Origin of the sequence: Mycobacterium intracellulare ATCC 13950 (assembly GCF_000277125.1) — a bacterium.
Lineage (GTDB): Bacteria > Actinomycetota > Actinomycetes > Mycobacteriales > Mycobacteriaceae > Mycobacterium > Mycobacterium intracellulare.
The window spans coordinates 3,003,591-3,016,714 of sequence record NC_016946.1 but is presented as its reverse complement, the minus strand read 5'-3'; the positions used below and the strand labels follow the sequence as shown (position 1 = coordinate 3,016,714).

General features: G+C 70.3%; 11 protein-coding genes. 4 read left to right on the top strand and 7 right to left on the bottom strand.

All coding sequences use genetic code 11. The features are described 5' to 3' along the window. Positions 1-95: 95 nt before the first annotated feature. From OCU_RS38965 to OCU_RS38955, 3 genes are read left to right on the top strand one after another with little or no spacing between them, the layout of a single operon-like run. A complete protein-coding gene (locus tag OCU_RS38965; RefSeq protein ID WP_041787067.1) occupies positions 96-1,901 on the top strand; it encodes an N-acetylglutaminylglutamine amidotransferase in 1,806 nt (601 codons plus the stop codon). After that, positions 1,898-3,688, top strand: coding sequence for an N-acetylglutaminylglutamine synthetase (gene ngg, locus OCU_RS38960; RefSeq protein WP_008257303.1), 1,791 nt, complete (start codon positions 1,898-1,900; stop codon positions 3,686-3,688). Before OCU_RS38965 ends, ngg begins: the two co-directional genes overlap by 4 nt. 29 nt (positions 3,689-3,717) lie before the next feature. Further along, on the top strand, positions 3,718-5,211 hold the full coding sequence (locus tag OCU_RS38955; protein WP_014380275.1) for an MFS transporter: 1,494 nt from the start codon (positions 3,718-3,720) through the stop codon (positions 5,209-5,211). Positions 5,212-5,244: 33 nt separating this feature from the next. Here OCU_RS38955 and OCU_RS38950 read toward each other — a convergent pair whose 3' ends face one another. The 6 genes from OCU_RS38950 to OCU_RS38925 form a co-directional block, all read right to left on the bottom strand. Continuing rightward, entirely contained in the window at positions 5,245-7,026 is a 1,782-nt protein-coding gene (locus tag OCU_RS38950) for a serine/threonine protein kinase PknE (protein ID WP_014711780.1), read from the bottom strand. Between the two features lie 177 nt (positions 7,027-7,203). Further along, positions 7,204-7,545 carry a hypothetical protein gene (locus OCU_RS38945; protein ID WP_008257297.1) on the bottom strand — a complete coding sequence of 114 codons (342 nt, stop codon included), beginning with the start codon at positions 7,543-7,545 and terminating at the stop codon, positions 7,204-7,206. A 109-nt stretch (positions 7,546-7,654) separates the two neighbouring features. Further along, positions 7,655-8,368: a pyrimidine reductase family protein gene (locus OCU_RS38940; protein ID WP_014380272.1), complete on the bottom strand. Its 714-nt coding sequence runs from the start codon at positions 8,366-8,368 to the stop codon at positions 7,655-7,657. A 2-nt stretch (positions 8,369-8,370) separates the two neighbouring features. Continuing rightward, positions 8,371-8,868: a flavin reductase family protein gene (locus OCU_RS38935; RefSeq protein ID WP_009956799.1), complete on the bottom strand. Its 498-nt coding sequence runs from the start codon at positions 8,866-8,868 to the stop codon at positions 8,371-8,373. A 4-nt stretch (positions 8,869-8,872) separates the two neighbouring features. After that, positions 8,873-10,186, bottom strand: a complete 1,314-nt coding sequence (locus OCU_RS38930) for an APC family permease (protein ID WP_014380271.1) — start codon at positions 10,184-10,186, stop codon at positions 8,873-8,875. Beyond that, the gene (locus OCU_RS38925; protein ID WP_009956800.1) at positions 10,183-11,307 is read right to left on the bottom strand and encodes an FAD-dependent oxidoreductase; all 1,125 of its coding nucleotides are present in this window, start codon (positions 11,305-11,307) and stop codon (positions 10,183-10,185) included. The genes OCU_RS38930 and OCU_RS38925 overlap by 4 nt, the downstream gene beginning before the upstream one ends. Before the next feature lie 93 nt (positions 11,308-11,400). Here OCU_RS38925 and OCU_RS38920 point away from each other — a divergent pair, with 93 nt between their 5' ends. Then, positions 11,401-12,198: a hypothetical protein gene (locus OCU_RS38920; RefSeq protein WP_009956801.1), complete on the top strand. Its 798-nt coding sequence runs from the start codon at positions 11,401-11,403 to the stop codon at positions 12,196-12,198. Here the strand turns inward: OCU_RS38920 and OCU_RS38915 are convergent. Beyond that, positions 12,191-13,111, bottom strand: a complete 921-nt coding sequence (locus OCU_RS38915) for a TIGR03619 family F420-dependent LLM class oxidoreductase (RefSeq protein ID WP_014380270.1) — start codon at positions 13,109-13,111, stop codon at positions 12,191-12,193. The genes OCU_RS38920 and OCU_RS38915 overlap by 8 nt on opposite strands. Between the last annotated feature and the right edge of the window lie 13 nt (positions 13,112-13,124).

Here is a 13,124-nt window from a genome sequence, read left to right as displayed (position 1 = left end):
TCACCACGCGTTGATCATGGGCGTTGATGGGCCGTTGCAGCGCTTTTGGCGGACGTCACGCGCGCGCCGAATCGGGCCCCGGTAGGGTCGAAGAGGTGTGCGGAGTCACCGGGGAGGTACGACTCGACGGGCGGGCGCCCGAGGTAGCGGCGGTCTCAGCGATGGCCGCCGTGCTGACGCCGAGGGGCCCGGACAGTGGCGGCGCCTGGTCGCAGGGCCGGGTTGCCCTCGGCCATCGTCGCCTCAAGATCATCGACCTGACCGAGGCCGGCTCGCAGCCGATGGTCGACTCCGAACTGGGCCTGTCGATCGCCTGGAACGGCTGCATCTACAACTACAAGGAACTGCGCAGCGAACTCAGCGGGTACGGCTACCGCTTCTTCTCGCACAGCGACACCGAGGTTCTGATCAAGGCCTACCACCGGTGGGGCGACGACTTCGTCAGCCACCTGTTCGGCATGTTCGCCTTCGCCATAGTCGAGCGCGACAGCGGGCGGGTGCTGCTCGGGCGCGACCGGCTCGGCATCAAACCCTTGTACCTGACCGAGGACAGCCACCGGGTCCGCTTCGCCTCGACCCTGCCGGCCCTGCTGGCCGGCGGCGGCGTGGACACCCGCATCGACCCGGTCGCGCTGCACCACTACATGACCTTCCACTCGGTGGTGCCCGCCCCGGCCACCATCCTGCGCGGGGTGCGCAAGGTGCCGCCCGCCTCGCTCGTCGCGATCGAGCCCGACGGCAGGCGCACCGTCACCACGTACTGGGCGCCCGACTTCACCCGGCACGCCGACCGCGCGGACTGGTCGGAGCGCGACTGGGAAGACGCCGTGCTGTCCACGCTGCGCCTGGCGGTGAAGCGCCGCCTGGTGGCCGACGTGCCGGTCGGCTGCCTGCTGTCCGGCGGTGTCGACTCCAGCCTGATCGTGGGCCTGCTCGCCGAGGCCGGCCAGCACGGGCTGTCCACCTTCTCGATCGGCTTCGAGTCGGCCGGCGGCGTCAAGGGCGACGAGTTCCAGTACTCCGACATCGTGGCCAAGCGCTTCGAGACCGACCACCACCAGATCCGCATCGAGACCGAACGGATGCTGCCCGCCCTCGACGGGGCCATCGGCGCGATGAGCGAGCCGATGGTCAGCCACGACTGCGTCGCCTTCTATCTGCTCAGTCAGGAAGTGGCGCGCCACGTGAAGGTCGTGCAGTCCGGCCAGGGCGCCGACGAGGTGTTCGCCGGCTATCACTGGTACCCGCCGATGGGCTCACCGGCCGCCGCGTCGCTGCAGGGTGCGGTCGCCGAGTACCGCGGTGCCTTCTTCGACCGTGATTCGGCCGAGCTGGCCGGCCTGCTGGGCCCGGGCATCATGGCGCCCGGCGACCCCAGTGGCCGCTTTGTCACCGAGCACTTCGCGCAGGCCGGCGCCGAGACGGGCGTCGACCGCGCGTTGCGGCTCGACACCACCGTGATGCTCATCGACGACCCGGTGAAGCGGGTCGACAACATGACGATGGCGTGGGGGCTGGAGGGCCGGGTTCCGTTCCTCGACCACGAGCTGGTGGAACTGGCCGCCACCTGCCCGCCGGAGTTGAAGATCGCGCACGAGGGCAAGGGCGTCCTCAAACAGGCTGCGCGGCGGGTGATTCCATCGGAGGTCATCGACCGGCCCAAGGGCTATTTCCCGGTTCCGGCGCTGACCCATCTCGAGGGGCCCTACCTCGACATGGTCCGCGACGCCCTCTACGCGCCGGTTGCCAAGGAGCGCGGCCTGTTCCGTGCGGAAGCGGTCGACACCCTGCTGGAGAATCCCAACGGCAAGCTGACCCCGCTGCGCGGCAACGAGCTGTGGCAGATCGCCCTGCTCGAGCTGTGGTTGCAACGTCACGGCATCACGGGGCCGGTTGCATGACCGTGGTCGATCCGTCCGGCGACCACACCGAGGCGATCACGCTCGGTCTGCACGACGCTTCGCCGCCGGAGCTGGTCGATGCGATGGCGAAAGACGTCGAGCTCGAATTGGGTTGGGGCCGACTGATTTTCGGGCAGACCTTCGCCGACTCCCAGCAACTGGTCGAGGCGCTGCGCCGCGAGGGTCCCGGCCGGCGCGACATCTGCATCTACGCCCGCGAATCCCACGTCGTGGTCGCCGAGGCGCCCACCGAGCTGTTCATCGACCCCAGCCACACCTACCGGCTGCGCTTCACGGGCAAGAAGAAGGCCTCGCCGCCGCCGCCGCTGGGCGTGACGGTGCGCACGCTCAACGATCCGATCGACGCCGACGCCATGAACCGCGTGTACGTGCGCTGCGGGATGGTCCCCGCCGGGGTCGACGTGATCTGGGACAACCATCGGCATGTGCCGGCGGTGAAGTATCTGCTCGCGGTGCGCGACGAGGACGGCGCCGTGGTCGGCACCGTCACCGGCGTCGACCACGAGTTGCTGTTCAACGACCCGGAGGAGGGGTCGAGCCTGTGGACGCTGGCCGTCGATCCGGCCGCCGGGCTCCCGGGGGTCGGCGCGGCCCTCACCCGGGCGCTGGCCGAGCACTTCCGCGACGCGGGCCGCGCCTACATGGATCTGTCGGTGGCCCACGACAACGCCGCCGCCATCGGCCTCTACGAGAAGCTGGGTTTCCGCCGCGTCCCGGTGCTGGCGATCAAGCGCAAGAACGCGATCAACGAGCCGCTGTTCAGCCCGCCGCCCGAGACGGTCGACGACCTCAACCCCTACGCCCGGATCATCGCCGACGAGGCGCTGCGCCGCGGGATTTGGGTCGAGGTGCTCGACGCCGAGACCGGCGAGATGCGGCTCACCCACGGCGGGCGCAGCGTCATCACCCGCGAGTCGCTGTCCGAATACACCTCGGCGGTGGCCATGTGCCGCTGCGACGACAAGCGGTTGACCCGGCGCCTGGTCTCCGAGGCCGGCATCACCGTGCCGCGCGCGCGGCTGGCCACCTTCGACGAGAGCGACTTCGCCTTCCTCAAGGAGGTGGGCGAGGTCGTCGTCAAACCGACGCGGGGCGAGCAGGGCAAGGGCATCACGGTCGGGGTCGTTCCCGACAACGGGCCCGACGACCTGTCCGCCGCCCTCGCGCGCGCCCGCAAGCAATACCCGGACGTGCTCATCGAGCAGCGGGTGGCCGGCGACGACCTTCGCCTCGTCGTGATCGACGGCCGCGTCGTCGCCGCCGCCCTGCGCATGCCCCCGGAGATCATCGGCACGGGGGAGCACAGCGTGCGGGACCTGATCGCGGCCGAAAGCCGGCGGCGGTCGGCGGCCACCGGCGGCGAGTCCCGCATCCCGCTGGACGACCTCACGGAATCGACCGTCGCCGAGGCCGGTTGGGCGCTCGACGATGTGCTGCCCCAAGGCACCCGGCTCCGGGTGCGTCGCACGGCGAACCTGCATCAGGGCGGCACCATCCACGACGTCACCGCGCAGGTGAACAGCGAGCTGTGCCGGGTCGCGGTGACCGCGGCCGAGGCGATCGGCATCCCGGTGACCGGCATCGACCTGCTGGTGCCCGACGTCACGGGCGCCGACTACGCGTTCATCGAAGCCAACGAGCGACCGGGGCTGGCCAACCACGAACCTCAGCCCACGGCGGCGGCTTTCATCGATTTCCTCTTCCCCGGCCACCCCGGGCAGCCGCAGGCCTGGACGCCCGAGGAGTCCCGCTCCGATCGCGGCTGACGCCGGTCGAAACCAGAACGGAGACGCCCGTGAGTGCGAGCGCGCAAACCAACGCCATCACGACGCAGGTACCCGCACGGCTGGACCGGCTGCCGTGGTCCCGGTTCCATTGGCGCGTCGTCGTCGGCCTGGGCGGAGTGTGGGTGCTCGACGGGCTCGAGGTCACCATGGTGGGCAACGTCTCGGCTCGGCTCATGGAACCGGGCAGCGGCATCGCGCTGGACCCCGCGCAGATCGGTATGGCGGCGGCGATCTACATCGCCGGGGCGTGTTCGGGGGCGCTGTTCTTCGGTCACCTCACGGACCGGTTCGGACGACGAAACCTGTTCATCCTCACCCTCGCGATCTATCTGGTCGCCACCGTGGCGACCGCGTTCGCGTTCGCCCCCTGGTATTTCTTCCTGACCCGCTTCTTCACCGGCTCCGGCATCGGCGGCGAATACGCCGCCATCAACTCGGCCATCGACGAGCTGATCCCGGCGCGGGTGCGCGGCCGGGTCGACCTGGTGATCAACGGAACCTATTGGCTGGGTTCGGCCGCCGGCGCCGGCGGCGCGCTGATCCTGTTGAACACCGCCAACTTTCCGCCCGACATCGGGTGGCGGCTCGCCTTCGGCATCGGCGCGATCCTGGGCATCTTCGTGCTGCTGGTGCGGCGCAACGTCCCGGAGAGCCCGCGCTGGCTGTTCATTCACGGACGCGAGGAGGAGGCCGAGCACATCGTCGGCGAGATCGAGCAGGAGGTCGAGCGGGAGACGGGCGAGCCCCTGCCCGAGCCGCAGGGCAAGCCGCTGCGGATCCGCCAGCGCAAGTCGATCTCGTTCCGGGAGATCGCCGGCGTGGCCTTCAAGCTCTACCCGCGGCGCGCGGTGCTCGGGCTGGCGCTGTTCATCGGGCAGGCGTTCCTCTACAACGGCGTCACGTTCAACCTCGGCACGCTGCTCAGCCAGTTCTACGCCGTGCCGTCGGGCATGGTGCCGGTCTTCTTCGTGCTGTGGGCCCTGAGCAACTTCGCCGGCCCGCTGGTGCTCGGGCATCTGTTCGACACCGTCGGCCGCAAACCGATGATCACGCTGACCTACATCGGCTCGGGTCTCGCGGTGGTGGTGCTGGCGCTGGTGTTCGTCACCCAGGCCGGCGGCGTCTGGGCCTTCATCGGCGTGCTCATCGTGGCGTTCTTTTTGGCGTCGGCGGGTGCCAGCGCGGCGTACCTGACCGTCAGCGAGATCTTCCCGATGGAGACGCGGGCGCTGGCGATCGCATTCTTCTACGCGATGGGGACGGCGATCGGCGGCATCACCGGCCCGCTGCTGTTCGGTCAGCTGATCAACTCGGGCCACCGCAGCGAGGTCGTCTGGTCGTTTTTGATCGGCGCGGTGGTGATGGCCGCGGCCGGGCTGGTCGAACTGTGGCTGGGGGTCGCCGCCGAGCGGCGCCCGCTGGAAGAGCTGGCGTTGCCGCTGACCGTGGAAGACGCCGAAGAGGCCGAACGCCAAGGGGATTCGGCGCCGCTCCCGGACTGACGGGCCTGCCCGCTCGCGCGCGTCACCGCTCGGCTACCCGGTGAGCCTGGTCAGCCAGGCGGGATCCTGATAGTTCACGGACGTGACGCCGTCCCACACGAAGGGGGTGGAGTTGGCGTTGACGCCGGACAGCGTCGAATAGCCGTTGGCCGCTTTCGTCTTGGCCGTGCCGAGGTCGTCGCCGGACTTGATGCAGGTGATCACGGCGGCGCCGGCGCCGACCGTCTTGGCCAGTTGCGCGAATTCGCCGTCGGTGCGGTCTTCGGCGCCGCCCTCCTGCGGCTGAAAGTTGCTGGCGAACAAGCCCGAATAGAAGTCGCTGTAGAGCTTGGCGTCGTTCTGCGCGGCGACGCAGTAGGTGGCCGCGACCGCGCGGGTCGAATAGGTCCGGCTGTGCGAGCGGTCGTCGAGGAAGTTGAGCAGGTGATAGCGCACCGCGAGCTTCTTGTTGTTCACCGCCGCGTCGATGTCGGCGCCGTTCGATCGGATGAAGGTGCCGCACGGCGGGCAGATGGGTTCGTTGAAGATGTCGATCGTCGCCCGTGCGGCCGAACTGCCCACGTACACACCGTCATCGAGCACCCGCAGCGCGACGGCGTCCGGTGGTGGCGGCGGCGAAGGCGGCTCCGGCGGGGACTCAGATTCCCACGGCCGGACCACGGCGAGCAGCGCCCCGACGAGCGCCACGGCGACGGTGGCGGCGACGCCGACCCACAGCCAGGGCCTGCGGCCGGCTTGCGGCGGTGGCGCCCACGGCGGCGGGCCACCGGCGTTGCTCCAGCCCCCAGCACCGCCCCAGCCGGTCGGTTGGGGCACCGGCCCGCCGGGAGCAAATGGCTGGCCGGCGCCCGCAGGGGTGGGCCACGCCGTCGCCGCGGGCGGTGCCGGCGCGATGCCCCCGGGTGCCTGGGCGGCGAATGCCGAAGGCGGCGTTGCCATCTGGGTGCGCGCCAGGATGTCGGTGGCCCGATCCTGGTCGGGTGCGGCCAGCGCCGCGTACGCGGCGGATGACAGGTCACCACAGGTGAGGTAGCGGTCGTCGGGGTTCTTGGCCATGCCGCGGGCGATCACCTCGTCGAAGCCGGCCGGGATGCTGGGCCGCGCCGCGCTGGGCCGTGGGATCGGTTGGTGCACGTGCGCGCCGATCACGCTGAGCTGGTCGCCCGTGTAGGGAGGGGAGCCGGTCAAGCACTCGTACAGCACGCAGGCCAGCGCGTAGATATCGGCGCGATGCGTCACCTGGGAGTCGCCGAACCGTTCCGGGGCCATGTATTTGGCGGTGCCCACGGTGGTGCCGATTTGCGTCAGCTTTTCGTCCGACGTCGCGCTGGCGATGCCGAAATCGACGAGGTAGGCGAAGTCGTCGGCGCTCACCAGGATGTTCTCCGGCTTGACGTCTCGGTGCAGGATGCCGGCCGCGTGGGCGGCGTCGAGCGCCGACCCGATCTGACGGACGATCGCCACCGCCCGCGGCGGCGACAATGGCCCGTACCGCTTCAGCATGCCGGCCAGGTCTTTGCCGTCGACGAGGCGCATGTCGACATAGAGCTGGCCGTCGATCTCGCCGAAATCGTGGATGGGCACGACGTGTGGCTCGTGCAGCCGCCCGGCGGTGCGCGCCTCGCGCTGCATCCGCGAGCGGAAGACCGGGTCGTTGGACAGCGTAGGCGACATCAGTTTCAGGGCCACCACGCGCTCGCGGACCGTGTCCTCGGCCTCGTAGACGTCGCCCATGCCGCCGCGACCGACCAGCCGCCGCAGCAGGTACGGCCCGAACTGCGAACCCGCCCGCGTATCCGCGGTCGTGTCATCCATCGGCGACTCCTCATCCGCCAGCCCCATGCACCGCAAACCGATTCGTGGCGCTCGCGCGGGCCCGGCCGATGGCGGCGCCGGATCCGCCGATGCGGTGGCATGCAGGCATAAGGCTAAGGTTTCGGCGACCGCGGGGCACACCGAATAGCGAAAGCCAGCTAATTCGACGGGACGCGCTTAACGGACGTCGTCATCCCCGGCGGCGCGGTCGGTGAGGCCTTCGCGCGACAGCGCCCGGACGAATCCGTAGGCCTGCATCCCGGCCGGGCCGGGATTGTCGAAGATCCACTCGTTGATCTTTTCCAGCGCGTTGGCCAGGTCGTCGCGCTTGACCCGGACCAGATACGTCCTGCGGTCGTCGTCGGGGTCCTCGAGTGACTCGGCGACCGCGACGGGATTCCGGAACGCATACGCGATCCCGTGTACGGCATCGTGATTGAGCGCCCACTGAATTTCGCTGGGGCGCAATCGGTTCACCGCCAGATTCCGATAGTCACGGTCGTGGTCTGAACTGCTCACCTGGCCGGTGATCCTTTTCTGTGTGCAGCGCGGGAGGCGACAAGCCGGGCGTTTTCATCATAGGAAGGGTGGCCGCTTGCTGCATGTCGAGCGCTTCTGCGCACCGGTGTCAGCGGCTGTACTTCAGAAACAGGTAGTCGTCGCAGACCAGCGCGTGCGCCAGGCGCATCGTGACCGGCGCGGTCAACCGCGCCGGGTGCACGCGGTAACCCACCGGCTGGCTCGCGGCGAGCCTGGGGGCGAGGGTGACGCACAGTTCGGTGACGGCGTCGGCCTCGACCAGCTCGTCGAGCAGGGTCGGCCCGCCCTCGCACAGGATGCGGTGCATGCCCTGCTCGCGCAGCATCGCGACGGCCAGGGCCACGTCCACGGTGTCCTCGCCGGCGATCAGGACGCGCAGCCGGTCGTCGTGGTCGAGGCGCGCCGCGGTTCGCGCGCAGGTCACCAGGATCGGTGGTTGTTCGGGATCGCTGAACAGCCGCGGGGGCAGGTCGCCGCTGCGGCTGACGACCGCGATCGGCGGGGGCGCGAATCGCCCCTCGTGGTGCCGCCTGGCCCGCGCCGCGTCGCTGAGCTTCACCGGGCCATAGTTTTCGGCGCGGGCGGTGCCCGCCCCGACCAGGACGACGTCGGCCAGCCCGCGCAGGATCCGCAACAGCCGCTGATCGGTGGGACACGACAGGGGACCGGCTCGCCCCTCGAACGCGGCGGCGCCGTCGGCGCTGAAGATCATGTTGGCGCGCAGGCCATCCGGGGGATCGGCATAGAACGGCGCGAGTTCGACGATGCTGGGGACGGTGCTGACCCGGGGAGACTGGTCCACCCTCACGCCTCGTGACCGGGTTCGAGCTGGCGGACGTCGCCGAACGACACCCAGCTTTCCAGCTCCCGTGGCGGGCTGCCGCCGACCGGGGCCAGCAGGTGCCCGACGTGGTCGCCCAGCGGGAAGCGCTCCAGGATCTCGCCGACGAACCAGGCGGCCGAGTCGTCGAGGATGGGCATCCCGTCGGGGCCGGAATGCCAGGAACAGCGGGCGAACTTGTCGATCTTGTCGCTGGTCTGACCGCCGAAGAGCTCCACGACGTCGAGGTGGTCGTGGTCGAACACGTGCACCGCCAGGTGGGTGGCGTCGCGGGCCGTGCGGAACGTGTGGTTGCGCTGCGACAGGCCGACCAGGAATCGGGGCGGGTGAATGCTGGCCTGGCTGGCGAAACCCACCAGGCAGCCGGCCGGGGTGCCGTTGGCCTGCGTGGTGACGACGAACATCGGATAGTTCAGCACCGCCACCAGCTTGTCGAATGCTTCGGTTTCGGGGTCGGCCATCCGGTCAGTCTTCCCCGTCGCAGCGCCGGGGAATCGTGTTCCCGCGATTTGCGCCGCGACGCAACATCATTCGGGAGATGAGTCGCCGGATCGCGTAGGCGGCGACGCCGACGCCCAGCACCGCCACCCCGGACAGCACCGACCACCGCGGCATCGCGAAAGCCAGCACCACGCATCCGAGCAATCCGATCACCGGGACGACCCGGGGCGGTCGGCCCTCGTCGCGCCCGAGGGTGAACGCCGAGGCATTGGCGACCGCGTAGTAGATCAGCACGGCGAACGAGGAAAACCCGATGGCGTCGCGCAGGTCGGTGGTGGCGGCCAGGACCGCGACCACGACGCCGATCAGCAGTTCGGCGCGGTGGGGCACCCGGGTTCGCGGGTGCACGGCGGCCAGCGGGTGGGGCAGATGGCGGTCGCGCGCCATGGCCAAGGTGGTGCGCGAGACGCCGAGAATCAATGCCAGCAGCGAGCCCACCGCCGCGACCGCCGCGCCCGCCTGAACCAGGGGAACCAGCGGGCCCGCGCCCGCCGCGCCGGCCGTTTCGACCAGCGGCGCGGCGCTCCGGGCCAGCCGGGCCGGCCCCAGCACGGACAGGGCCGCGATCGCCACCAGGGCATAGACGGCCAGGGCGATGCTCAGTGCCAGCGGTATCGCCCGCGGAATGGTGCGGGCCGGGTCGCGCACCTCCTCGCCCAGGGTCGCGATGCGCGCGTATCCGGCGAAGGCGAAAAACAACAGTCCGGCGGCCTGCACCACACCGCCGGCGGTCGCGCCCTGCAGGCGGAACGGATCGAAGCCGGGCCGTCCCGATCCGAGCGCGGCGACGATCACCGCGGCCAGCACGGCCAGCACCAGCGCGACGATGATGCGGGTCAGCCAGGCCGACTTCTGCACTCCCGCATAGTTCACCGCGGTCAGCGCGACCACCACCGCCACGGCCACCGCGTGCGCCTGCGCGGGCCAGACGTAGGCGCCGACGGTCAGGGCCATCGCCGCGCACGAGGCGGTCTTGCCGACGACGAAGCCCCACCCCGCCAGGTAGCCCCAGAACTCGCCCAGCCGCTGTTGGCCGTAGACGTAGGTGCCGCCCGAGGCGGGATAGCGCGCGGCCAGCCGCGCGGAGGACGTGGCGTTGCAGTAGGCCACCAACGCCGCGAGCGCCAGGCCCAGCAACAGTCCCGAACCGGCGGCGCGCGCCGCGGGACCCAGCGCGGCGAAAATCCCGGCGCCGATCATCGAGCCCAGCCCGATCACCACCGCGTCGAAGACTCCCAGGCTTCGGCGAAGCTCGCCGCCGCCGGATGGCGCGCTCATCCGAGTGGGTTGTTCTGGCGCACTCCGCGATACATGCCCCAGCGCACGATCCACGGCATCACCACGCGTTCGACCGACCAGGACGGGAAGCGGAAGGCGTGCCCGGAGGGCAGGAACACCTCCAGGCCGTTGGGCTGGATGCCGACCAGTGAACCCCAGCGCCGCGTCGGCGCGCGATAGGTGCGCAGCGGGCGGCCCGCGAACTCGGCGAGGACGTTTCGCGCCACCAGGGCGTCGCCGCGATTGCGGGCGGAGCTGCGCAGGGGGTCGGTGGCCGCGACGTCGCCGAGCGCGAAGACGCCCCGCTGACCGGGCACCCGCAGGTCCGGCGTGACGCGCACAAACCCGCGCTCGTCGAGCAATTCCGGTGGCAGCCAACCGGTGTTGGGCCGCACCCGCCCGACCGCCCACAGCACGGCGTCGGCGTCCGCCGGGGGTTGTCCGGTGCTCCAGCGCACCGGCTCGTCGGTGAGTTCGTCGCCCGCGAAGCCTTCGCCGATCACCGCGCGGTGGCCGGGGTGCACGCCGACGCCCAGCTCGCTCAGCCGGGCGCGGATCCGCCGCCAAGTCCGCGGGTGATACTCCTGAAGCGCGGACTCGCCGGGGAAGTACAGGTCGATTCGCTTATCCGGCCAGGTGGTCGCCATGTTGAGGGCGCTGCTGACGGCCGCCGCGCCGCCGCCCACCACGATCACCGACTCGGCGGCGGCCAGCCGGTCGTGCGCGGCGCGCAGCCCCGCGCCGATCTCGGCTGCGGACTGCAACGCCGGCTGGCGCCAGAACCCGTTGCTGACGCCGGTCGAGATGACCAGCGCGTCGTAGGGTTCGGCGATCGTCGCGCCGTCTTGGCCCCGGCCGAAGACGATGCGGGCGCCCAGGTCCACCCCGGTCAGCGTCGCCTGCACCGTGCGGACGCGATCCAGGCGGCGGAACCGGTCGAACGGGATCCAGTAATCGCGGGCCCAATCGTGCGGGCGGGACAGCCGAACGCCGAGTTCCTGGCCGCTGACCAGCGCGGGTTTGGCCGAGATCCCGACGACGTCGGCGTGCCGCGACAGCCGGATCGCCGCGAGGACGCCCGCGTCCCCGAGTCCCGCGACGACGACGCGCTTTCGGTTCATGGCGCTATCCTGCCCTGCGTGCGGTGCGGACGAACGCCGACGAGCCGATAGCGGGGGAGGCCACATCAGTTGGACGCTCTTCTGCGCGCCCTCGTGCGGGCCTCGGCGCCCCGTCCCGCCGCGGCACAGCGCGCCGCCAAGGACTTCGAGAAGGGTTTGTTCCCGGCGGTTGTCGCCGAGATCCGGTGGGCGTTCACGCCGCCGCGCACCTGGCTGATGGGGGTGGTGGCCAACGTGGTCGTCGCCGCCGCCTGGCTGCTGGTGCAGCCGCTGACCCCGGTGGGCCGTCACCACGATTGGGTGATCCTGGTGGGCACCTACTTCTCGTCGTGGGTCCTCGCCGATGTGACCACCACCAACTTCCTGGGCGCGGATCATTACCGCATCGTTCGGGGCCTGTCCGCGGGCGTGCCGTTCGGGCGGATCCTGTTGATCAAAAACCTCGCCCTGCTCGCGATCGTCGGGTTGCCCACCCTGGCCGCCGCGACGGTGCTGACGCTGTGGCTCGAAACGCCTGCGCGCCTGGGCATTACGATCCCCACCGTGGCGGTTCCCATCGTGTCGTGGCTGGGCGTGGGAAACCTCATCTCGGTGCTGCACCCGGTCAGCGTCGAGCCGCTGGTCCGGCGCTGGCGCCAGCGCGGCGATCTGCGCCGCACGCGCAGTTGGCTGCTGGCGCTCGCGCTGCCGTACGCGCTGTATTACGTGGCCGACCCGATGAACGGTGTGGAGCACCGGGTGCTGTGGCAGCAGGTGCCCGCCCTGATCTGGCCGGTGTTCGGGCGCGACACCAAGAGCCTTGTCCACGTTGGCATCGCGGTCACCGTGTGGGTCGCGTGCAGCGTCGCCGCGCTCGGATGGCAGCGCCGGCGCGGGCTGCAGGTCAGGTGAGCTGCGGCTTGATCTCTTCGATGACCCACTGCGCGTAGTCGAGGTACTCGTCCACGCCACCGACGGCCGGAACGGGCACCGCGGTCATCGTCACGCCCTGGTCGGCGAGCCAGCCCAACCGGTCGACGATCTGCGCCGCGCTCATGCCCGGCCGATCGCTTGCGTCGCGGCGCGCGACGTGTCCTTCGCCGACCCGGTTGGTGCCCAGCCCGTGCATCACCTCGAAAGGCCGCCCGTCATAGGAAGGTTGGGACTTGATGTAGTCCAGCTTTTCGGCGATCTGCTCGGGTTTGGTTAGGAACGGCCACCAGCCCGAACCAAAGGTGGCGGCCCTGCGCAACGCGGCATCGGCGTCGCCGCCGATCCAGATCGGGAGATGGGGTTTTTGAACGGGTTTCGGCTCGAAGGCGATGTCGGCGAACGACACGTAGCGTCCTTCGAATGTCGGCGCGTCACTGGTCCACAGTTCGACGATGGCCGCCAGGTACTCGTCGGCGATCCGCCCGCGTTCCGCGAACGGCACGCCCACGAGCTCGAACTCCCGTGCCAGCCATCCGACGCCGAACGTGACCATCATCCGGCCGCCACTCATCCAGTCGGCGGTGGCAAGCGCTTTGGCCAGCACGATCGGATGCTGCAGCGGCAGGATGGTGATGCAGGAATTGACGGCGACCCGTTCGGTGGCGCCGGCGATGAAGGCCTGGGCCACCGTCGAATGCAGGTAGTGCGGCCCGGACAACTCGACGTGGTCGGTTGGGATGACGAGATGTTCGGGCACCGCGATCATGTCGTAGCCCCACTGGTCGGCGCACCGCATCATGCGCCGCTGTTCGGGGCCCGTGACGGTCGCTTCCCATGGTTGCGAAATCGCCTTGAGGCGCAGCATGTGCGGAACGGGGAAGGAGAATTTCACGGGCGTCCCAGCC

Bases quoted from the DNA above. Each gene is read 5' to 3' on its own strand.
- OCU_RS38935 (WP_009956799.1), bottom strand. From the start codon at position 8,868: ATGGCCGACCCCGAAACCGAAGCATTCGACAAGCTGGTGGCGGTGCTG.
- OCU_RS38930 (WP_014380271.1), bottom strand. From the start codon at position 10,186: ATGAGCGCGCCATCCGGCGGCGGCGAGCTTCGCCGAAGCCTGGGAGTC.
- ngg (WP_008257303.1), top strand. From the start codon at position 1,898: ATGACCGTGGTCGATCCGTCCGGCGACCACACCGAGGCGATCACGCTC.
- OCU_RS38950 (WP_014711780.1), bottom strand. From the start codon at position 7,026: ATGGATGACACGACCGCGGATACGCGGGCGGGTTCGCAGTTCGGGCCG.
- OCU_RS38925 (WP_009956800.1), bottom strand. From the start codon at position 11,307: ATGAACCGAAAGCGCGTCGTCGTCGCGGGACTCGGGGACGCGGGCGTC.